This window comes from Pseudomonas syringae pv. cilantro (assembly GCF_001293775.1).
Taxonomy (GTDB): domain Bacteria; phylum Pseudomonadota; class Gammaproteobacteria; order Pseudomonadales; family Pseudomonadaceae; genus Aquipseudomonas; species Aquipseudomonas syringae_P.
On record NZ_LGLN01000013.1, the window covers coordinates 478,372 to 499,691 of the forward strand.

General features: G+C 62.2%; 23 protein-coding genes. 3 read left to right on the forward strand and 20 right to left on the reverse strand.

Annotated elements, in window-relative coordinates:
• Positions 1-2: 2 nt before the first annotated feature.
• From ABJ99_RS03495 to ABJ99_RS03585, 19 genes are read right to left on the reverse strand one after another with little or no spacing between them, the layout of a single operon-like run.
• On the reverse strand, positions 3-1,229 hold the full coding sequence (locus tag ABJ99_RS03495; protein ID WP_054084624.1) for a beta-ketoacyl-ACP synthase: 1,227 nt from the start codon (positions 1,227-1,229) through the stop codon (positions 3-5).
• Positions 1,229-1,957, reverse strand: a complete 729-nt coding sequence (fabG, locus tag ABJ99_RS03500) for a 3-oxoacyl-ACP reductase FabG (RefSeq protein ID WP_054084625.1) — start codon at positions 1,955-1,957, stop codon at positions 1,229-1,231. Before fabG ends, ABJ99_RS03495 begins: the two co-directional genes overlap by 1 nt.
• Entirely contained in the window at positions 1,954-2,409 is a 456-nt protein-coding gene (locus tag ABJ99_RS03505) for a hotdog family protein (RefSeq protein WP_054084626.1), read from the reverse strand. The genes fabG and ABJ99_RS03505 overlap by 4 nt, the downstream gene beginning before the upstream one ends.
• Positions 2,406-3,602, reverse strand: coding sequence for a beta-ketoacyl-[acyl-carrier-protein] synthase family protein (locus tag ABJ99_RS03510; protein ID WP_054084627.1), 1,197 nt, complete (start codon positions 3,600-3,602; stop codon positions 2,406-2,408). The genes ABJ99_RS03505 and ABJ99_RS03510 overlap by 4 nt, the downstream gene beginning before the upstream one ends.
• Positions 3,599-4,081 carry a hypothetical protein gene (locus ABJ99_RS03515; RefSeq protein WP_054084628.1) on the reverse strand — a complete coding sequence of 161 codons (483 nt, stop codon included), beginning with the start codon at positions 4,079-4,081 and terminating at the stop codon, positions 3,599-3,601. Before ABJ99_RS03515 ends, ABJ99_RS03510 begins: the two co-directional genes overlap by 4 nt.
• On the reverse strand, positions 4,078-4,812 hold the full coding sequence (locus tag ABJ99_RS03520; protein WP_054084629.1) for a class I SAM-dependent methyltransferase: 735 nt from the start codon (positions 4,810-4,812) through the stop codon (positions 4,078-4,080). Before ABJ99_RS03520 ends, ABJ99_RS03515 begins: the two co-directional genes overlap by 4 nt.
• On the reverse strand, positions 4,809-6,056 hold the full coding sequence (locus tag ABJ99_RS03525; protein WP_054084630.1) for an NAD(P)/FAD-dependent oxidoreductase: 1,248 nt from the start codon (positions 6,054-6,056) through the stop codon (positions 4,809-4,811). The genes ABJ99_RS03520 and ABJ99_RS03525 overlap by 4 nt, the downstream gene beginning before the upstream one ends.
• 54 nt (positions 6,057-6,110) lie before the next feature.
• Complete coding sequence (locus ABJ99_RS03530; RefSeq protein WP_054084631.1) at positions 6,111-8,459, reverse strand: MMPL family transporter; 2,349 nt, start codon at positions 8,457-8,459, stop codon at positions 6,111-6,113.
• A complete protein-coding gene (locus ABJ99_RS03535; RefSeq protein WP_054084632.1) occupies positions 8,443-9,057 on the reverse strand; it encodes an outer membrane lipoprotein carrier protein LolA in 615 nt (204 codons plus the stop codon). Before ABJ99_RS03535 ends, ABJ99_RS03530 begins: the two co-directional genes overlap by 17 nt.
• Complete coding sequence (locus tag ABJ99_RS03540; RefSeq protein WP_054084633.1) at positions 9,054-9,479, reverse strand: acyl-CoA thioesterase; 426 nt, start codon at positions 9,477-9,479, stop codon at positions 9,054-9,056. The genes ABJ99_RS03535 and ABJ99_RS03540 overlap by 4 nt, the downstream gene beginning before the upstream one ends.
• Positions 9,469-11,016 carry an HAL/PAL/TAL family ammonia-lyase gene (locus ABJ99_RS03545; RefSeq protein ID WP_054084634.1) on the reverse strand — a complete coding sequence of 516 codons (1,548 nt, stop codon included), beginning with the start codon at positions 11,014-11,016 and terminating at the stop codon, positions 9,469-9,471. The genes ABJ99_RS03540 and ABJ99_RS03545 overlap by 11 nt, the downstream gene beginning before the upstream one ends.
• Positions 10,997-11,944, reverse strand: coding sequence for an LpxL/LpxP family acyltransferase (locus ABJ99_RS03550; protein ID WP_054084635.1), 948 nt, complete (start codon positions 11,942-11,944; stop codon positions 10,997-10,999). Before ABJ99_RS03550 ends, ABJ99_RS03545 begins: the two co-directional genes overlap by 20 nt.
• Positions 11,941-12,675, reverse strand: a complete 735-nt coding sequence (locus ABJ99_RS03555) for a glycosyltransferase family 2 protein (RefSeq protein ID WP_054084636.1) — start codon at positions 12,673-12,675, stop codon at positions 11,941-11,943. The genes ABJ99_RS03550 and ABJ99_RS03555 overlap by 4 nt, the downstream gene beginning before the upstream one ends.
• On the reverse strand, positions 12,668-14,350 hold the full coding sequence (locus tag ABJ99_RS03560) for an acyl-CoA synthetase family protein (protein ID WP_054084685.1): 1,683 nt from the start codon (positions 14,348-14,350) through the stop codon (positions 12,668-12,670). The genes ABJ99_RS03555 and ABJ99_RS03560 overlap by 8 nt, the downstream gene beginning before the upstream one ends.
• Before the next feature lie 10 nt (positions 14,351-14,360).
• Positions 14,361-14,906, reverse strand: a complete 546-nt coding sequence (locus ABJ99_RS03565) for a COG4648 family protein (RefSeq protein ID WP_054084637.1) — start codon at positions 14,904-14,906, stop codon at positions 14,361-14,363.
• A complete protein-coding gene (locus ABJ99_RS03570; protein WP_054084638.1) occupies positions 14,903-15,157 on the reverse strand; it encodes an acyl carrier protein in 255 nt (84 codons plus the stop codon). Before ABJ99_RS03570 ends, ABJ99_RS03565 begins: the two co-directional genes overlap by 4 nt.
• 9 nt (positions 15,158-15,166) lie before the next feature.
• Positions 15,167-15,427 carry a phosphopantetheine-binding protein gene (locus tag ABJ99_RS03575; RefSeq protein ID WP_054084639.1) on the reverse strand — a complete coding sequence of 87 codons (261 nt, stop codon included), beginning with the start codon at positions 15,425-15,427 and terminating at the stop codon, positions 15,167-15,169.
• Positions 15,402-16,214, reverse strand: coding sequence for a lysophospholipid acyltransferase family protein (locus tag ABJ99_RS03580; protein WP_054084640.1), 813 nt, complete (start codon positions 16,212-16,214; stop codon positions 15,402-15,404). The genes ABJ99_RS03575 and ABJ99_RS03580 overlap by 26 nt, the downstream gene beginning before the upstream one ends.
• The gene (locus ABJ99_RS03585; protein ID WP_054084641.1) at positions 16,190-16,909 is read right to left on the reverse strand and encodes a beta-ketoacyl synthase chain length factor; all 720 of its coding nucleotides are present in this window, start codon (positions 16,907-16,909) and stop codon (positions 16,190-16,192) included. Before ABJ99_RS03585 ends, ABJ99_RS03580 begins: the two co-directional genes overlap by 25 nt.
• A 307-nt stretch (positions 16,910-17,216) precedes the next feature.
• Here ABJ99_RS03585 and ABJ99_RS03590 point away from each other — a divergent pair, with 307 nt between their 5' ends.
• Entirely contained in the window at positions 17,217-17,996 is a 780-nt protein-coding gene (locus tag ABJ99_RS03590; RefSeq protein ID WP_054084642.1) for a ParA family protein, read from the forward strand.
• A 115-nt stretch (positions 17,997-18,111) separates the two neighbouring features.
• Here the strand turns inward: ABJ99_RS03590 and ABJ99_RS03595 are convergent, their stop codons facing one another.
• Positions 18,112-18,504, reverse strand: a complete 393-nt coding sequence (locus tag ABJ99_RS03595; RefSeq protein ID WP_054084643.1) for a PAAR domain-containing protein — start codon at positions 18,502-18,504, stop codon at positions 18,112-18,114.
• 261 nt (positions 18,505-18,765) lie between these two features.
• On the opposite strand from ABJ99_RS03595, the gene mdcA reads away from it, so the two are divergent.
• The gene (mdcA, locus tag ABJ99_RS03600; protein ID WP_054084644.1) at positions 18,766-20,442 is read left to right on the forward strand and encodes a malonate decarboxylase subunit alpha; all 1,677 of its coding nucleotides are present in this window, start codon (positions 18,766-18,768) and stop codon (positions 20,440-20,442) included.
• Positions 20,442-21,320 (forward strand): triphosphoribosyl-dephospho-CoA synthase, encoded by an 879-nt coding sequence (locus tag ABJ99_RS03605; protein WP_054084645.1) that lies wholly within the window; start codon positions 20,442-20,444, stop codon positions 21,318-21,320. Before mdcA ends, ABJ99_RS03605 begins: the two co-directional genes overlap by 1 nt.

The following is a 21,320-nucleotide window of genomic DNA, read 5'->3' on the forward strand; positions in this document are numbered from 1 at the left end:
TCTCACCCCCAACGCTTGAAGACCAGGGAGGTATTCACCCCGCCAAAGGCGAAGTTATTGTTCATCACGTATTCGTTACTCATATTCCGGGGTTCGCCGACGATGTAATCAAGTTCGCCGCATTGCGGATCGATGTCGGTCAGGTTCAGGGTATGGATATACCGGTCACTGTTGAGCATTTCGATGCTGAACCATGACTCCAAGGCACCGCAGGCGCCCAAGGTGTGACCGAGGAAGCTTTTCTGAGAGCTGAGCGGCATGCATGGGCCGAACAGGCTGCTGGTCGCCAGGGTTTCGGCGATGTCGCCCTGTTCGGTGGCGGTGCCGTGGCCGTTGACGTAGCCGATGGCTTCGGGCGGCAAGCCGGCATCTTCCAGAGCGAGCTCCATGGCGCGGCGCATGGTGGCTTGCTCCGGGCGGGTGCTGTGCGCGCCGTCGGCGTTGCTGCCGAAGCCGACGATCTCGGCGTAGATATGAGCGCCACGTGCCTGAGCGTGTTCAAGCTCTTCAAGCACCAGCATGCCGCCCCCTTCGCCGATCACCAGGCCGTCGCGTCCGCTGTCGTAAGGTCGCGGCGTGGTCTGCGGCGCGTCGTTTTTCAGACTGGTGGCATACAGCGCGTCAAACACCATCGCTTCGGTCGGGCACAGTTCTTCAGCTCCCCCGGCGAGCATCAGCGGCAGACGCCCGAACTTGATCGCCTCGTAGGCATAACCGATGCCCTGACTGCCGCTGGTGCAGGCGCTGGAGGTCGGGATCAGCCGTCCGGTCAGGCCAAAGAAGATGCTGATGTTGGCCGCCGTGGTGTGCGGCATCATGCGCACGTATGAGTTGGCGTTCAGGTTCAGCGCCACCGAGTTGATCAGCATGTTGCCGAATGCCTTGATCTCGTCGGTGCTGCCGGTGGACGAGCCGCAGGCGGTGCCCATTCGGCCGTCACGAATGATCGGATCATTCAGCAGCCCGGCGTCGATCAGCGCCTGCTCCGAGGCGGCCACCGCCAGGCGTGACACGCGGCCCATGCTGCGCAATTGTTTGCGCGTCCAGTGCGCGGGGACAGTGAAATCATCGATAGGGCCGGCCAGCCGGGTGTTCAGCTCAATGAAACGTTCCCATTCGTCCATGCGTCGGATACCGCTGCGGTTGGCGCTGAAGCTGGCGTTGACAGTGGCCCAGTCGCTGCCCACCGAGGTAATGCCTGACATGCCGGTGACCACCACGCGCTTCATCAACAGAGTCCTCCGTTGACGGCCAGCACTTGGCGAGTGATGTAGCTGGCTTCCGCCGACATCAGAAAATTCACCGCACCGGCCACTTCCTCGGGAGTGCCCATGCGCTGGGCCGGGATCATTTTCATCAGTTCTTCCACGGGAACGTTCTCGTCGAGCATCGCGGTATCGATCAGCCCTGGCGCAACGCAATTGACGGTGATCTTGCGCTTGCCCAGTTCGATGGCCAGCGCCTTGGCGGCGCCGATCAGGCCCGCTTTGGACGCGCTGTAATTGACCTGGCCGCGATTGCCGATCAAGCCCGAAACCGAGGTAATGCAGACGATACGGCCCGCTGCACGACGGCGAATCATCGGCATGGTCAGCGGGTGCAGGACGTTGTAGAAACCATCCAGGTTGGTGCGCAGCACTTGATCCCAGTCGTCATCGCTGAGCGCCGGAAAGGCGCCGTCGCGGGTCAGACCGGCATTGAGCACCACGCCGTAATACGCGCCGTGGGTTTCCACGTCATCTTCCAGAATCGCCTTGCAGGCGGCCCGGTCCGAGACATCGAATTGCAGCACCCGCGCCTGGCGGCCCAGCGCCTTGATCTCGGCCTGTACCGCTTCGGCTTCGCTGCGGCCGGTGCGGCAATGCAGGACAAGGTCGTAGCCGGCCTGCGCCAGACGCAAGGCAATGGCGCGGCCGATGCCACGGCTGGAGCCGGTGACCAGTATCGATTCAGTCATGCCGGGGCTCCTTCAGCCAGATAGTCAGCAGTGCTGGGTGGGCAATATACACTGAGGCGGGCAAATGCCTTGATTTCCGGACCGGTGAGCGTGCATTCGAACACGCCCATGCCGCTGTCGTCCTGCAAGGAACGCACGGCGTGAATATGCAGTTCGCTGCCCAGCGGGAAGCGCGCCACGTTGCAGTCGAACTTGCGGCTGCCAAGCAGAAACCCCAGCTTGACCGCTTCGCCCTTGCTGCGCGCCTGACAACCCGCGTAGGCCGCCACGCTCTGTGCCATCAGTTCTACGCCAAGCCAGGCGGGCAGGCTGCCATCCGCCTGATTGAACAGGCCATCGGGGCGTACGGTCAGGCGGGTTTCAATCTGCTCTTCGTCGAAAGCCAGCACCTGATCGATGAGGATCATGTCGCCAGCGTGGGGGATGAGTTCGGCGAGCGGCCACTCGATCATGGGGCATCTCCGATTATCAGGCTGATGTTGTTGCCGCCGAAGGCAAACGAATTGCTCATCATGTAACGAGCGTCGGCAGGTGTCAGGCGTGCGCCCGGCGTTGTCCAGTGCAACGCGGGCAACAGCGGATCCTCCTCGCCATCCCACACGTGCGGGGGCAGGGCCTGATCGCTGTTGTGCGGTGCCAGACTCAGCCAGCAGAACGCGATTTCCAGTGCCCCCGCAGCCCCCAGCGTATGACCGCTGAGCGGTTTGGTCGACGAGCACGCCACGCCATCCGGAAACACTGCCTGCACCGCGAGGCTTTCCATTGCATCGTTCAGCGGCGTGGCCGTGCCGTGCAGGTTCAGATAACTGATCTGCGCGGCATCCAGACGGGCAGTGTGCAAGGCTTGCAGCATGGCGTCCCGCGCGCCGCGCCCGCTGGGTTCAGGGGCGGAGATATGGTGAGCGTCGCAGTTGGCACCGGCGCCCAGCAGCGCGATCGAGTGCGTGCCACTGGCTTCGCGGGTCATGAGAAACAACGCAGCGGCCTCACCGATATTGATCCCGTCACGGTTTCGCGAAAACGGGCTGCACAGTCGTGGCGACATGGCCTCAAGCGACAGAAAACCGTTCAGGGTCAGCTTGCACAGGCTGTCGACGCCGCCACACAGCACCGCGTCGCACAAACCGATGTCCAGCGCCCGACGCGCACTGAGCAGCGCTCGCGCGCTGGAGGTGCAGGCGGTTGAAATCACGTAGGCCGGGCCGCTCAATTGCAGCCAACTGGCGAGAAAATTGGCCGGTGCGCCCAGCTCCTGCTGGCGATAGTCGTAATGCTCGGGAAACGTCTTGTCACGCAGCCAGACGGCCATGCTGCTGCTCGCTTCGTCGATGCCGGAGGTGCTGGTGCCGATGATCACGCCGATACGCGCAGCGCCGTAGCGCTCGATGGCCAGCCGGATATCGTCTTCGATCTGCAAAGCGGCAGCCAGCAACAACTGGTTATTACGGCTGTGCTGCGCGCTCATGGCCGGTGGCATGGCCGGCAGGGCGGCCTTGACCGCGCCAACCGGCAGTGCACGCTCGGGGACCCAGCCGCTTTCGACCACCATGCCCGAGCTGTCGCCGGCAAACAGCCTGCGCGACACGTCCTCGCGGCTCGCGCCCAGCGAACAGATCACCCCCAGCGCGTCGAGGTAGGCGGTCATGGCACTGCCTCGTCGTTCAGCGGCGTCACCCGGTAGCTCAGCCCTTGCTTGAGGCGAATGGTGAACGCGTTGGCCGATTGATACTCCACCAGCCAGCGATCATCCAGGCGGCGCTGCATGCCCTGGCGATAAGCGCTGGGGTAGCGGCCATGCATTTCCATGTCAGGGGTCATGGCAAACATCAGCGCAGCGAACAGTTCGCGCGCTTCGGGGTTGGGCGGCAGCAGGCCATCGGCTTGCCATTGCCCGTTGATCAATAACTGCCGCGCCTGAGGAATACCCAGCGGGTCCATCATCGACCAGCGCAGCCCGGCGTTTTCACGCTGGATGATCAGCATCCAGTCCTGACGTTGATCAGCCTGGCGGCGGTCGATGTGCAGTTGCATCGGCAATTGCAGGGTAGGTGCCGTGGTCGGCAGCGGTGCCTGGGCAGCGCAACCGCCAAGCAAGAGAACGGTCAGCAACATTACGCGAATCATGAAACGTCACCTTGCAGCGGTTTGCGGGCCACGACATTGACCAGCGTTTCTTCCCGCTGGCCAAATGGCTTGGGTTTTTGCAGTTTGAGGGCTTCGAACAGGCCGAAGTCTGTGGCGCGGCTCCACCACAGATAAGGGTACGAAACAGAGCGCGCGTCGAATTCGAAACCCTGCTCACGAATCATCTGCAGATACTGCGCAGCGCTTTTCTGCACGTGCATCGGGTGACGGAACAGCCAGCGGATCACCCAGGTATCGATGTAGGCCTCGGTGGATTCGGCGAACAGCAGATAGCCGCCCGGCTTGAGGACCCGGTAAAACTCGGCCAGCGCCTTTTCCTGCTCGACCAGATGATGAAAGGTCTGGTGACAAAACAGCAGATCAACGCTGGCGTCCGGCAATTGCAGGGCGGCGCAATCGCTGCCGATCAGCTCAACCTCAATACCTCGGGCAGCCGCTTCCTGAAGGCTCATGCTCAGGCTGTGCGGGTCTGCATCGACCCCAAGCAGCTTCGAGGGCGCAAACACCTTGCTCAGGTGCTGGAACGATTTGCCTTGTCCGCAACCGGCGTCGAGCAACACCGGTGCGGCAGGCGGCGGGCCGCTGAACAGGCTGCGCAGGTCATCAATGGCGACGCGCAGCACTCGGTGTTGCCAGGTGTGACTGCGCAGAAACCACAAGCCGAAGCGGGTTTCTTCGACATAGCTGTCACTCAAAAACGGTCGATTCATGAGCCGCCGTCCGCACAGATTTCCGACAGCGTGCGCAGGCGTCGCTTGGGCTCGCTGACGAACGGGTTGCGTTCATCCCAGGCATAACCGGCCAGAATCGAGCTGATCATGCGGCGGATATCCGGGGCGCTGCCGGGGTAGAAAATGACGTTCTGGAAGGAGCCGTCGTACCAGCCTTCGACATAGGCGCGGAAGGTGTCGACGCCGCGTTTCAAGGGAACGGCAAATTCGCGCTCCCAATCCACGTTCTCGCCCTGCAACTGCCGATTCAAGACCCCGGCCGCCATGCTCGCCGAACGCATGGCGATGGTCACCCCCGAGGAAAACACCGGGTCGAGGAACTCCGCCGCGTTGCCCAACAGCGCAAAGCCCTTGCCGTGCAAAGTTTTGACGTTCGCGGAATAGCCACCGATGGTCCGCGCTGGCGTATCCCAGACTGCATGTTTCAGTACGCTGGCCAGTTGCGGTGTTTCATCAATGAAAGCACGCAGGCAGGCATCCAGATCAGCAGGCTTGTCCTTGAAGCGCTCGGCCGAGGCCACCACGCCTACCGAGCAACGGCCTGCGCTGAACGGGATCGACCAGAACCACACATCGCTGTGCTGCGGATGGAGGCTGACAAGGATTTTCTGGCGGTCGAAGGGCGGGCTGTCGATGTGGTCTTCGATATGCGTGAACACCGCCTGACGCACCGGAAAACCCGAAGGCGCTTCGAGGTCGAGCAAGCGCGGCAACACGCGTCCGTAACCGCTGGCGTCGAGCACGAAGGTCGCCTGCACGCTGTATTCGCTGCCGTCTTCACGCTTTACCTGCAGAACCGGCTGCGGGCCGTCGAAGTCTGCGCTGATGATTGCCTGTTGATAGCGGATGTCCACGCCTTGCAGCTCGGCCTGATCAGCCAGCAGTTTGTCGAATTCGCTACGCTGAACCTGAAAAGTCGTGGGCTTGCCATTGCTGAACGTGTCACCGAAATCGAAATCGCTGTACTGCTCGCCACGCGCGAAGGCCGCGCCGTTCTTGCGCTGGAAACCGGCCGCCTCGACGGCCTCGAGCATCCCGGCCTCCTCGACGAAGTCCAGGCAGTGGCACAGCAAACTTTCGCCAATCGAAAAGCGCGGAAACAGCTGGCGCTCGATGACCAGCACATCGTGGCCCTGACGTTTGAGCAGAGCCGCCGCGATTGAACCGGCCGGACCGGCACCGATAACGACGACCTGACGAATTTCCCTATCGATGGTAGGCACAGGTTTTCCTTTGCGGTTTGACGGTGGCAAGGCGTGACGAAAAAGGTGCATGACTCATGGTCGTGGCTCTTCAGCAGTGGCTGGCACATGCGCGAGCTTACGCGGGCTGGCCCACGGCGCGAGCAGAAAGCTGAATGCCAGCCCGAGGCTGACCGACAGGCCGAAGTTACTGATCGCCGGCGTGCTGGAGATCGCCAGCAACCCGAACGACAGCCAGGTGGTGACCGCCGCCAGCAGCGTGCCCAGCAGGCTGACTGCGGCGCCGCCGATCTGCTCGCGCATCAGAATGGCGTAATCGACGCTGATCGCCGTGACCAGCAGCAGCCCGAACAGGCTGAACAGGGTCAACGGCTGCCCCAGCCAACCGAGGCTGGCGAGGCTGCACAGCGCTGCCAGCAGCGGCAGGGCGACAATGCGCAACGCGCCGTTGAAGCCGAACGGGACGATCAGCAACAGGACGATCAGCACGCACGACGCCAGCTTCAGTTCGGCGGCGCTGATTTGTGTGTGAGCAAACACATCATTGAGTTCGCCCAGACGGTCCACCAGTTGCACGCCTTCCAGCCCGGTGGCCTGGATGCGCAGCAAGGCCATGCTGTTCAGGCCGCGCAGGCTGACGATGCTGGCGACGCCGTCATCTGAGCTGCCCAGCCAGAGCGTGCGCCAGGGTTCACTCAGCGGACCCTGAAGCGCCTGCTCGATAGCCTGCGTGGGCAGTGCCTGCACTTGAGCGAGTTCGGCTTTCAAGGCGCTGGCCGGAACGCCGAGCTGCACCAGCGGTGCCCAGTATTGCGGCAGTTTGCTCAGCGCAGCACGGGTTGCCTGTTGCTCGGCAGGCGAGTCGAGCAACTGGTTGATTGCCATGTAGCCTTGCAGTTTGTCCATGCTGATCAGTTGATCGAGACGCTGCGTCAGTGCCGACTGGCGATCCAGCAATTGCTGCTGATCCTTGCCGCGCACCAGAAAAAACTGGCTGGTAGGCTGATAACCGGTAATCCGCGCGATGGCCTGCGCTTCGTCAGTCAGCGCCTGCGGGGCTGCCACCCATTGGCGGATATCGTTCTTGGTGGTCAGGTGCCAGAGCCCGCCGCCGCAGAAAGCCAGTAACAGCGCCAGCAGGATCGGCGTACTGATGCGCTGCAACAGCGCCGCGCGGCAATCGAGCATCAGCTGCGCCAGTTGAAGCGGCCACTGCGCCGGGCGGATATCTACCCTGGCGAGCAGCGCGGGCAGCAGGCACACCGCCGTCAGATAAGCACCGACCAGCCCTGCCGCCGAGAACACGGCAATTTGCGTCAGCGCCGGGAAGGGCGTCCAGGCCAGCGCCAGATAGCCGATGCAACTGGTGATCAGGCTCAGGCTCAGCCCCGGTAATGTCAGGCGCAAGGCGGGCCAACTGCGCCAGGGTTTCAGGCTCCAGCTTTTCGACAGGTAGTGCAGCGGGTAATCCACGGCCACGCCGATCAGGCTGGAACCGAGCACCAGCGTCATGACGTGCATGCTGCCGAACAGCGCCACGCAGGCCACCGCACCAAACAGCATACCGACCACGACTGGAATGAACGCCAGCAACACGCTCCAGCGCCGAAAGGCCAATAACAGCAGCAACAGAATGCCGACCGTCGCGCCACCGCCGACCCAGGTGATTTCCCGACTCGCCTGTTTCTGACCGTCTGCGGCATACAGCAGGCCGCTGGCGGCGAGCAACTGGCCACCGGCCTGGCGCGCCTGCACGCGAGCGTTGGCCAGCAAGTCCGCGACCTGGCCGGGCAGGTGCATGTCGAACGCATCGGTGCGGGTTCGCGAGCGCAGCAGTACCCAGCTTTTGCCCTCGGCGGTGGCGATCAGCGCGCCGCTGGCCAGATCGGGTTCGACCGCACCTTGCCGGGGCAAGCCGTTCTGGATACGTCCGGTCAGGCCCAGCCAGTCATCCTGACTCGGCACCAGACTGAAACCGGCAAACGGGTCGAACAGGGTTTGTACGCGCTGCTCGATGAAGGTTTTCGGGTCGTCGATCAGCAGGCTGCGATCTGCTGCTGGGAGCATGGCGATCCGCCCTTGCAGCAACTGGGTGCGCAGCGCGGGCAGGTCGGCTTGCAGCGTCCACTGGACCTTCTCGAACAGACCGCTTGCTTGCCACTGTTCGGCCAGTTTACGGGCCAGTTCGACCGCCTGCTGGCGTTCGACATGCCCGACCAGCACCAGCATTTCGCGGTTGAGGGGTTCCTGAATGCGTTTTTCGGCGCTCGTCACCAGCGCATCGTTATCAGTGCCCGGCACCAGTTCCATGAGGTTGGCCGACAGCGGCGAGCGGTCGTGCCACTGCCAGACGGCCAGCGCCAGCACGCCCGTCAGAATCAGCAGGAACAGTCGCGGTAACAGCCGCTCAGTTGCTGAAGTCATTACGCTGCGCATCGGTGAGGGTTGCGGCGCTGCTGCTGTCGATCATTTTCAGGAGCGTGCTGTCGCCCTGGGTTTCCAGCAGTTCGATGCGCTGCACCAGTTCGCCGCCATCGATATTGATCTGTTTGAACACCTGCTGCAGCAACAGCGAGCGTGGTGTGAGGGTAAGTTGCCAGGCGTTTGCATCGCCCTTGAGCTGCAAATCGAAATCACGTTGCAGGCCGCTGCTGTCGCCTTGTAGCACGGCAAGGAACAAGCGGTTCTGCTCGGCTCCGGCATTTTTGTTCGGCACCGGTTTCCAACTGCTGACAGTGCCAATGGTTTCACGCCGGGCAATGCCGTCGGCGTTGATGCGGTAATCCTGTTTCAATGGAGTTTCCAGCAGCCACAGCAGGCCGAGCTCTTTGGCGAGCACAAAGCGGCCTTTACTGACCAACGGCTGCGGCAGCGAGCGCAGGTGTTTTTCCTGAATGAAACGACCTTGCACCACGGCAGGTCTGGCCAACTGATCGCTCAGTTGTTGCAGGTCGAACGCCTGCGCCAGCGAAGAGAGCCCCAGCAAACCCAGCAGCATCAATGCGCGAAACGGACGACTCATGGCAACGCTCTCTTTACGGCATCGATGAAAATCCGCGGTGAGGCCAGTTGCATTTCGCGGCTGTCGCGGTCGACCGCCACCTGCACGGTGCTGGCGCGGGTCAGGCGTTCGCCGGTTCCGGCGTCGGTGATCAGATAATTTATTTTCAAGCGGTTCTCCCACTCCACCAGGCTGGCGCGCACGTTGAGTTTCTGGCCGAACACGGCGCTGCGCACATAGCGCAATTGCAGGTCTATCACCGGCCAACCATAACCGGATTCGAGCATCTGCATGTAGTTATGACCGATATGATCGAGCAACGCACAGCGCGCGACTTCGAGGTATTTCACGTAGTGCCCGTGCCAGACAATATTCATCATGTCGACGTCGAAAAACGGCACCACGATTTCGGTGTCGACGTGCAGAACGCCTTTACTGCGCATGCAACCTCCAGCGGCGGTTGGCGATGTGTTTCAGGCACAGGCGCAGTTCTGCTTCCAGTGCCCGGTCTTCGATGACGGGCGCAAAATCCTCGGCCAGCTGTTTGTGCATGGTCGCCAGTGCCGGTGGTAGCGCAGGCGCAGCGGCGGCCCGGCAGCGCAGCCAGATACCTTGATTGGCGGCGATCAGTGTGGCGGCGGCGACCTGCTCGGTCAGTTCCAGTACCCGAATGGCATCGCGTGCGGCGATGGTGCCCATGCTGACCTTGTCCTGATTGTGGCATTCGGTTGAGCGCGAGAACACGCTGGCCGGCATGGTGTTCTTCAGCGCTTCGGCGGTCCATGCACTGGTGCCGATCTGCACCGCCTTGAAGCCATGATTGAGCATCGCCCGCTCGGCGCTGGCGCCCGACAGGTTGCTCGGCAAGCCGTGGTTATAGCGTTCGTCTACCAGCAGCGCCAGTTGCCGGTCGAGCAAGTCCGCGACGTTGGCCACCAGGGTTTTCAGGCTGTCCATCGCAAAGGCGATGTGCCCACCGTAGAAATGCCCGCCATGCAATACGCGCTCGGCTTCGGCGTCGATGATCGGGTTGTCGTTGGCGCTGTTCAGTTCGATCTCTATGAACGAGCGCAGCCAGTTCAGGCTATCAGCCAGCACGCCCAGCACATGCGGCGCACAGCGCAGCGAATAGCGGTCTTGCAAGCGATGCAGCGGAGCCGTCGGTGCGTCGATGGCCAGGTCCTGACGCAGCCAGGCCGCGACCTGCATCTGGCCCGGATGCGGTTTGGCGGCGAACAGGCGCTCATCGAAGTGTTCCGGGTTGCCTTGCAGCGCCACCACATTCATCGCGGTGATACGAGTCGCCAGTTGCAGCAGGTAATCGGCGCGTGCGAACGCCAGGCAGGCAATGCCGGTCATGACCGCGGTGCCGTTCATCAGCGCCAGCGCTTCCTTGGGGCGCAGCACCAGCGGCGTCCAGCCTAGTTCGCGATGCACTTCGCTGGCCGGGCGGCGTTGGCCACGGAACAGCACGTCGCGCTCGCCGGAGAGGGTCGCGGCCACGTACGACAGCGGCGTCAGGTCACCGCTGGCGCCCACCGAGCCTTCTTCCGGAATCAACGGCAAGACGTCCTGATCGATGAACCCCTGCAAACGCTCGAGCAGTTCGACCCGAACCCCGGAAACGCCCTGACACAGCGACTGCAAGCGCGCGGCCAGCACTGCGCGGGTGGTCTGGGCATCCAGCAGTTTGCCCAGCCCGCAGCCGTGAAAGGTGTACAGATGACGCGGCAGCGCTTCGACATGCTCCAGCGGCACGGCCACCACGCAGGAGTCGCCATAACCGGTGGTAACGCCGTAGATCACGCCTTCCTTGTCCAGCAACGAATCGAGAAACTGAGCGCCTCTGGCGATGCGTGCGCGAAATGCATCGTCGCCTTGCAGCGCGCTCGGTGCCTGACGATTGGCCAAGGCCAGCACGTCTTCGATACACAGGGCGCGTTCGCCGAACATGATCGGGTCAGGAGCTTGATTCGTCATCGGACTTCCAGAATGGGTAGAAATTGAACCACTGCTGTGGCGCTTCCAGGCAGTAATGACCCAGGCGCTCGGCGTAAAGCGTGGCCCAGTGGGTGATCACCTGTGCGCGGTCGCTGCGACGCCATTCGATTGCCTCGGCGAACGGTTCGAGAATCACCCGGTAGCCCTTCGGGCCCTTGAGGCAGAAAAACAGATTGACCGGGCACTTGAGCAGGCCGGCCAGCAGCCACGGGCCTTGCGGGAACGTTGCGGGTTGGCCGAGAAAATCGACCCGCACGTTGCGCCCGCCGTGCAGCGCAACGCGGTCGCCGGCGATGGCCAGCCACTCGCCTTCGTCCAGACGCTGGCTGAGTTGCAGCATGATCGCCGGGTCCAGCTCGCTGACCTGAATCAGGCGCAGGTTGCTTGCCCCGGCCTCGCCCAGCAGGCGATTGAAGCGTTCGGCGTGCTTGGTGTGCACCAGCACGTTCATGGTGATCTTTTCACCGAGTTCGGCCAACGCACGGCACACCTCAAGGTTGCCCAGGTGCGCGCCCACCAGCATCTGGCCGCGTGCGCCACGCAGGTTCTGGCGAATCTTGCCGGAGTCGATAATCTCGATCTGATCGAGGCCCAGCCTGCCGTTCCACACGTCGAGCTTGTCGAGCAGTGCCTCGGCGAAGGCCATGAACTGGCCAAACACCCGCCGTTGGCTGGGGCGCAGTTCAGGCCTGGCGCTCCAGTTCGACAGGTGCTGCTGGTACTGCCAGATACTGCGCCGCGCACGTCGCCCGAACACATAGAAATACAGGACGATGCCATACAGCAGCGGGCTGAGCAGGCGTCGGCCCAGTACACGCATCCCCCAGGCGGTGAGTTTCATGAGCATGAAGCTGCCGCGCTCTTCGTGACGGGCCCAATGTTCTCTGGGCGCTTTGTTCAGGCTCATGAGCGCCACCGTCGCCAGAGAATCATTGGCGACCGGACCAGCATGCCGAAGAACAGTTTGGCGTGCATCTTCGAGATCAGTGCGTTGTCGTGAAACAGGCGGAAATGCGACAGACCGTCCTGCGGGTAGTGAACGCGGGTCGGCAGCCAGCGCATCGCCTGACCGCGCCACGCCAGACGCACGAGGATCTCCGAATCGAAGTCCATGCGTTTGCCGATGTTTACGCGGTTGATCAGGGTCAGCACAGGTGCCAGCGGGTATAGCCGGAAGCCGCACATCGAATCGCGAATCTGCAATGACAGCGTGTTGATCCATACCCAGACGTGAGTGAGGTAACGCGCGTACAAACGGCCTGTCGGCACGCTTTCGTCATACTGCGGATAGCCGCAGATCAGTGCATCGGGGTGCTCACGCGACTGCTGCATAAATACCGGGATATCGCTCAAGTCATGCTGGCCGTCGGCATCGACCTGCAGCGCATGGCTGAAACCCAGGCGTGCCGCTTCCCTGAACCCGGCCATGACCGCGCCGCCTTTGCCCTGATTGACCGGCAGGCAAACCAGATAGATTTCGTCGCCATGAGCGAGCTGTCGCAACACTGCGGCGCAGGGCGGGCTGCTGGCGTCGTCCACCAGCACACAGGGCAAACCGGCGTCGCGCACGGCCTTGACGACGTCGGGCGCGGCCAGCTCGTGGTCGAAGACCGGAATGATCACGCAAGGCTTATGCATGCTCGCCTCCCAGCACAATACGGCCGCTGGAGCAGGGCTCGTTCTCGGCGTTGTTAAACGCGAAATGCAGTTTTGAGCGCGCGGCATCGAAGCGCAGGGTCAGTTTCAGGTGATCGCCGGGGCGCACCAATTGCTGAAACTTGAGCACTTCCATGCCGGCAAAATCGGGTGGCAGATCGAGCAACTGCTGGCCCAGGCTGATCGCCCAGTCGACCTGAACCACGCCCGGCAAGATCGGCGCTGTGGGGAAGTGGCCGCTGAAATACGCCAGGTCGGGCAGGACGATCAATTGCAGCTGCAACTCGCCGTCGACGGTCTGTTGCCCGAGTACTTCCGGCTGTTTCGGGCGTGGCGCGATGAGCAATGCCTCGACCTCGGCCTGCGGCAGCTTGCCTTGGGCATTGAGTGGCATTTGCCGCAACAGACGCCAGCGGCGGGGCAGGGCGATGGTTTCGCAGTGCGGGCGCAGATGGTCTCGCAACGCTTCGGTCAGCGCACGACGGCCTTTATTGCGTAGCGCCAGCACGCCGCTGTCGCTCAGCACCAGCAACGCACCCAAAGATGCACGGTTGTTTTGGAACACACCCAGCCGCGCTTCGCTGACCCATTCATGAGACGTAAGGGCCTGCTCGATCAGCGGCAGCGAAACGCGTTTTTCTTCAAGTTTGACGATGCGGTCCAGCCTGCCCAATAGCTCAAAACGGCCGTCTGCACCGATCAGCACCGCATCAGCCGTCTGCTCGACGTGGCCGGGCGGCAGATAAGGCGAGCTGATGCACAGTGCGCCCTCGCTGTTCTGGCTCAGTTCGACGCCATCAAACGCCTGCCAGTGTTGTCCGCCCTGCCGCCAGGCGATGCCGCCGGTTTCCGAGCTGCCAAGAATTTCCGTCGGCCACTGACCGAGGCGTTGCTGGAGGCGTTGCGCGGCTTCGGCGGGCAAAGCGCCGCCGGATGAAAATACCCGGCGCACGGCGCTCAGGCGCGGCCAGTCGAGGTTGTCGCCCATGCGTTTGAGCAGCGCAGGGCTGGCGACCCAGGCAAAAGACGGGTATTCGCGGCTGGCGCGTTGCAGGTCCTCGGCAAACGGCAACTGACGGCGCACGAACGGGCGTGCAGCGCACAACGGCCATAGCAGGCGGAACAGCAAGCCATAAATGTGCTGGGTCGCGACGCTGCCGATCATGCACGCCGAGCCAAGCTCTGCGCCCCACCGCTGTTCCAGCCCGCAGACCTCGTTGGCCAGTTGCCGCAGCCGTTTTTCAATCAGCTTGGGCTCACCGCTGGAACCGGAGGTGCACAGGCTCAGTCGGCACTGGTCCAGATCGAGCGCGGCCGGCGCAAGCGGCGTAGCGTGCAGATCGCTCAAATGCGCGTCGTCTGCCAGGTCGGTCAGCCACAGATCGACCTGATCTGCCCAGCGTTCGCGGGTTTTACCCTGCAAGTCGGCGGGCAGCAACACGTGCACACCGGCGCGCCATGCCCCGAACAGCGCAACGCCCAGCTCGGCTGCGTCTTGCAGATGCACGGCGATGCGCGTGACGCCACGCGCTTGCAAAGCCGCCGCGACGCTCAGCGCCTGATCGCGAAATTGCGCGTGATCCAGCTCGGGAGATCGGGTCAGCAGCCGACCGGGCAAGGCGTCGAGCAGCAGGTGTTGCAGGTTCAGCCAGTTCATGCGATCCATTTCATTTGCCGCCTGCAGAGGGCGGGCGGACGATCCATTCGATTGCAAACAGCAGCCCCATCAGTCCGTAGGAAATCAGACCGGTGTACAGCGTCCACCATGACAGAGGCGCCCACAGCGTCAGCGCCGCCGCTGTGAAGCCGTTGAGCAAAAAGAACAGGCACCAGACCTGCGTGACTCTGAGAGTGTAATGAATGCCGGCCGCGGGCAGGTCCGGCCGGTTGATTCGCGCCATCTTTTCCACAATCGGCGGGCCATAGATCAGGCTGGAGCCAAACAGGCAAAGCATGAATGCGCTGACCAGCACGGGGTACCAGCGCAGCATCACATGGCTGTCGAGTAGCCCAAGCACCACACAAAACAGCAGCGCCACAATGGCCATCGCCAGGCTGCCGGGCTTGCGTTCGCCGGTCAGTGCGCGGGCCAGCCACAGGCCGCCCAGCAACAAGGCGAACTGCCAGGGCGCGAAATGCTCGGTTCCCCAATAGACGGCAAACGGGTACAGCACACCGGCGAGCAGCAGGATCAGGCCAATCAGCCGCTTCATTCGGCTGCGCTGACCAGCCGGTACACGGCTTCGACCACATCATTGACGGTTCTCACCGACTTGAACTCTTCGGCAGCGATCTTCTTGCCGGTCTTGCGTTTGATGTGGTCGATCAGGTCAACGGCATCGATGCTATCGATCTCCAGGTCCTGATAGAGATTGGCATCAAGCGTGACCCTTTCGGGCTCCAGCTCGAACAGTTCCACCATTGCGGTGCGCAGGATTTCGAAGATGTCTTCACGGGTTTGCATGTTCGATACTCAGGCCGATTGTCTTGCGCTGACGAACGCCGCAAGGCTGTCGACGCTGGCGAAATGGTTGCGGGTGTCCTTGGCATCGGCATCGATCCGGATGCCGTAGCGTTTCTGGATGGCCAGGCCCAGCTCCAGTGCATCCACCGAATCCAGCCCCAGGCCTTCGCCGAACAGGGTCATGTCGTTGCCGATGTCTTCGGGCGTGATGTCCTCGAGGCCCAGGGCATCGATGATCAACACTTTAATGTCCTGGTGCAGATCGCTCATCTGAGGCGAGCTCCTTGGTGAAATAGTCATGCAGGTAATCGTTGAGCTTGCGGGACGCTATGGGCGCTGGGCCTAGCGCACTGAAGGCGTTGGGGTCTATATCGGCACCGACGCGCAAAGTGAAGTGCACGCGGCGTTGCGGAATGCGATACCAGGGCTCGGCCTTGGTCAGGGTGGTGGGGTGGACCTGGATGGTCACCGGCGTGATCATGCGTGCGCCACGCAACGCAATGGCCGCCGCGCCACGGTGAAAGACCGGCGGCTGACCCGGCTGGGTGCGCGTGCCTTCCGGAAAGATGATCAGTGTCTGGCCGCTTTGCAGGCGCTCTACGGCGGCGTCGAGCATGTCCATGCTGCCGTCGTTGCTGATGTAACCGGTAGAACGCACCGGGCCACGGGTGAACGGGTTCTCCCAGAGGCTGCGCTTGACCACGCAGTTGGCGTCACGCACCAGCCCGATGAGGAACACCACGTCGATCAGCGACGGGTGATTGGCGATAATCATCTGCCCGGGGCGCCCGAGTTTTTCGGCACCCTGTACTTCGTAAGTCAGCACGCCCATGCGCGCCATGATGCGGATAAAGCGCCAGAACAACCGGCTGATGGTTCGCCGGGCGCGGCGCTGGTGGCTGGCAGCAGTGCCCGGCAGGCAGCTCAGCACCGGAAAAACGAACAATCGCAGACAAAGACCGCTCACCCCGAACAGGGCAAAACTGATGCCGGTTGCCAACAGGCGCCAGTAATAGGCGTCCCGGCCCTTCTTCAGTGGTTGCGTTGCCAGTTCCATAACCGGTTATTCCAGGGGTGCAGGCAGGCGGATTGATTGGTGTGCAAGGCTTGCAGCAGGCTCAATGCGTGGGGCCATCGGGTCTGCGGGATGCCTTGTGTGTCGCTGTGCAAAGACAGTTCCCATTCGTTGCCGGGCGTCAGCAGCAAGCCGACCGCGTAGGGAAAAGGCACGTCATCAATCCATTGGGCATAGGCTTGCGGTGGCTGCTCTTCGGTCACCACCAACAGCACTGCTTCAGCTCCTTCAGCCAGCAGCGCCGCTGCCTCGAATGCTCCATTTTCCAGGCCGTCGCCTGCGGCCGCCAGGGCCGTCATTTCACTGGTTTCACCGCGCATGATCGACCACAGACCGATCACTGCGTTATGCACTGACAAACTGAACTGGGTCGGTGAAAGCGGTTCTTCAGCGGCCAGATCACGCAGAATATCGAATGTTCTCGGGGTTTCGCCGTGGCGCGAGACAAAAACCAGCGGCACACGCCCGTAGCCCTCGGTCAACGGCCAGCCAACGGCAAATGCCATGCGCGCCATGCGGCCCAGGCGTCGCCGTTGCATCGCAGGAAGAAAAGACACATCTGGCGCTTCATCACTGGTTTCAAGCAGCGTCGGATGGCGGCTCCACTGCCGCCAATCGTCCACACTCGCCAGGCCAGGAGCCCAGGCATGCCATCGTGCAATGTTGAAGGTGATCAAGGTTTCTCTTCCCGCCCCTGCGGGCCTGATTCTCGCTACATCATTATCAGGACGATGTGAGCCTGGGTGCGGTATCTGACCGAGTGCGCGCATTATCCTGATGGGGGTCACGACTGGCAAATCTGTTACATGAAAGTGCTTTAATAAGGTCGGTTTTGTAGGACCTTTGCCGGTTTTGCGTATGACAACCAGACACATGCTGTTTTACGTTAAGCTCTCGGTTGTCATATGTGTTGCCTAGAATCGATCTCCTTGAGGTCGTTATCGGCCACTCTCGCTGTTTCTTCATCTTCAAGGAGTCCAAAGCATGCGTCGCGTGGTATTCAATCAGAAGGGTGGTGTCGGCAAATCCAGCATCGCTTGCAATCTGGCTGCAGTCAGCGCTCACGAAGGCTATCGGACACTGTTGATCGACCTCGATGCGCAAGCCAACTCGACTCAATACCTCACCGGCCTTACCGGCGACGACATTCCGATGGGCATTGCCGAGTTCTTCAAGAACACGCTGGCGGCGGCGCCGTTCGCCAAGAAGAACCATGTCGATATCTACGAAACGCCGTTCGATAATCTGCATGTGGTAACGGCCACCGCCGAACTGGCCGACCTGCAACCCAAGCTTGAGGCCAAACACAAAATCAACAAGCTGCGCAAACTGCTGGACGAGTTGAGCGAAGATTACGAGCGGATTTACCTGGATACGCCGCCTGCGCTGAATTTCTATGCGGTTTCGGCGTTGATTGCGTCTGATCGCGTGTTGATACCGTTTGATTGCGACAGCTTTTCCCGGCAGGCGCTGTATGGATTGATGCGCGAGATCGAAGAGCTGAAAGAAGATCACAACGAGGATCTGCTGGTCGAAGGCATCATCGTTAACCAGTTCCAGCCAAGGGCCAGCCTGCCGCAGCAGATGCTCGACGAACTGATCGCCGAGGGCCTGCCGGTGCTGCCGGTCTACCTCAATGCCTCGGTGAAAATGCGCGAGTCCCATCAAGCCAACCTGCCACTGATCCACCTCGACCCACGGCACAAACTGACACAGCAGTTCGTGGACCTGCACCACTGGCTGGAAACCAATGCCCATCCGTGATGGGTATGTACCGCGGGTAGCACTAAGCGTTGTACACAAGTCCGCTCCCACGCCCTTCGGGCAGGAGCCCAATCTACGGGGCTCTCAGGATTTATATAACTCTGGAGCGCGGGAATCAGCGCAGCCGGAGCACCTCGGGCGTATAGCTGCCATCTCTCAATGAGCGCGCCAGGTGTTCGGCATTCAGCCGCGCGGCCGAGGCCAGTTCCGTGGAGATGGTGACAGCAGCGTCCATGTCGGCCTGGACGTGTTCCTGGGATGCGGTCAGGCGGTTGCTGCCGGGTGTGCAGCCGCACGCCACTTTATGGCCCTGCGTGGCGACTGCCACCAAGTCGTCGACGTAAGTCGGGTTGCCTTGAGCGATGAAGCCTATGCTCGTGCACACCGGGCACCACACCGGATCGCCCATGCGGGCCACGCGGCGCTGGTCGATGACCTCGCTTGCCGACCCGCTCAGCACAAACCCGCCGGTGGTCGTTGAATCGCCTTCCCTGACAATGAATGACATGACAGCCCGTCCTCTTGGTTCTGGAAAACCTGAAGGCTAGGTGTAAATCCGTGGTTCGGGGGCGACGAAAGCCACTTGGAGACAGGTCCTACGCAAAGATCGGCAGGGCGTTTCGCCAATGTTACGAACGCACGAACGCCCAATGAAAAACATCGTGTCGCTCATCGTTACTCCAGCCGTAACGATCCGCCTCGCTGCTTGATTGATGCTCGCCCCCATGGCTCCTAAGGTGACCTACGACAGCACAATCGTGGAGCGATCATGACAACAGCAACTTCCCCCGACGCACGCTGGACACGTCGTCGCACCGAGAAACAGAGGCGTCTGGAGCAGGTGCGGGCGCTGGCCGACGGCGTGGTGTTGCCGACCGACAAGATTGTCGCGGCGCTGGAGGCCTTGCTGGTTTCCGGGGATCGGGTGGTGCTTGAGGGCAATAACCAGAAACAGGCGGACTTTCTGTCCCGCGCGCTGGCCAAAGTCGATCCGGGCAAGGTGCATGACCTGCACATGATCATGCCCAGCGTCGGCCGCGCCGAGCATCTGGACCTGTTCGAGCAGGGCATCGCCCGCAAGCTGGACTTCTCGTTTGCCGGCACGCAAAGCCTGCGCATCAGCCAGTTGCTGGAAGACGGCCTGCTGGAAATCGGTGCGATTCACACCTACATCGAACTGTATTCGCGGCTGGTGGTGGACCTGATCCCCAACGTGGTGCTGGCCGCAGGCTTCATGGCCGACCGGGCCGGCAACATCTACACCGGCCCGAGCACCGAAGACACCCCCGCGCTGATCGAGCCGGCCGCGTTCAGTGATGGCATTGTCATCGTTCAGGTCAATCAACTGGTGGATGACGTCAGCGAGCTGCCACGGGTCGACATTCCTGCCTCGTGGGTCGATTTTGTCGTGGTGGCCGACAAGCCGTTCTACATCGAACCGCTGTTCACCCGCGACCCGCGCCACATCAAGCCGGTGCACGTACTGATGGCGATGATGGCGATTCGCGGCATCTACGAGAAACACAACGTTCAGTCGCTGAACCATGGCATCGGTTTCAACACGGCCGCCATCGAACTGATCCTGCCGACCTACGGCGAGTCGCTGGGGCTCAAAGGCAAGATCTGCCGTAACTGGACGCTCAACCCGCACCCTACCCTGATTCCGGCCATTGAAAGCGGCTGGGTCGAGAGCGTGCATTGCTTCGGCACCGAGCTGGGCATGGAAAACTACATTGCCGCCCGCCCGGACGTGTTCTTCACCGGGCGCGACGGCTCGCTGCGTTCCAACCGGCAACTCTGCCAGTTGGCCGGCCAGTACGCCGTTGACCTGTTCATTGGCGCTACCCTGCAAGTCGATGGCGACGGGCATTCCTCGACCGTCACCCGTGGGCGTCTGGCCGGGTTTGGCGGCGCGCCGAACATGGGCCATGACCCGCGCGGTCGGCGCCATGCCACTCCGGCCTGGCTGGACATGCGTCAACAGACCGATGACGGCCCGGCGGCCTATCTGGAACGCGGCAAAAAGCTCGTGGTGCAGATGGTCGAGACCTTCCAGGAGGGCGGCAAACCGACGTTCGTCGAAACCCTGGACGCAGTCGAAGTGGCGAAGAAGAGCGGCATGCCGCTGGCACCGATCATGATCTACGGCGACGACGTCACCCACTTGTTGACCGAAGAAGGCATCGCCTACCTCTACAAGGCACGCAGCCTGGAAGAGCGCCAGGCAATGATTGCGGCGGTGGCAGGCGTGACCGTGATCGGTTTGCGCCACAACCCGAAAGACACCGCCCGCATGCGCCGTGAAGGCCTGATTGCCCTGCCGGAAGACCTCGGTATCCGGCGCACCGACGCCAGCCGCGAACTGCTGGCCGCCAAGAGCATTGCCGATCTGGTTCAGTGGTCCGGCGGTCTCTACAACCCGCCTGCCAAATTCAGGAGCTGGTGATGAGCGCACTCCAACGGACACCGCAACCCGCTTCGCTGGCCGAACGGCTGGCTGATCTGGCCGTCGACGCACTGATCGCCGAGGCTGACCTGTCGCCCAAACCCGCACTGGTGGACCGGCGTGGCAGCGGCGCGCACAGCGACCTGCATCTGGGACTGATGCATTCTTCGGCGCTCTCGTTATGGCCAACGTTCAAGCTGATGGCTGACGCCCCCGCGCAATTTAAAACAGCGGGCCAGCCGCTGCGTGACGCGCTGGGTCGTCTGGGCCGCGAAGGCGAAGCCGCCATGCTGCGCACCACGGGCGGAGTGAATACTCATCGCGGTGCGATCTGGGCGTTGGGCCTGCTGGTGACCGCCGCAGCGCTGGACCCACAAAACTGCGGGCCTGAAGCAGTCTGTCGGCGTGCAGCAAGTCTGGCGTTGATCCCGGATCGACACGTGCCTGCGCAAAAAAACAGTAACGGCAGTGAAGTGGTGCGTCGCTACGGGGTCATGGGCGCCCGCGAGCAGGCGCAACAGGGCTTTCCTGCCGTGACTCAGCGTGCGCTGCCGCAATTGCAGCGCAGTCGTGCGGCAGGCTGTGGCGAACAGAACGCCCGGCTCGACGCGCTGCTGGCGATCATGACCGGCCTGACCGACACCTGCGTGCTGCATCGCGCCGGCCTGGAAGGGCTGCAGACCATGCAGACGGGCGCACAGCGCGTGCTGGACGCTGGCGGCAGTTCCAGCCTGGCTGGTCGTCGCGCACTGAACCAACTGGATCAGCAACTGCTGGCCCTCAACGCCTCGCCTGGCGGAGTGGCTGATCTGCTGGCCGCCTGCCTGTTCATCGACGGCCTGGAGCCTGCGCTCGGCCCTGTTTCGAGGAGTGCCTGA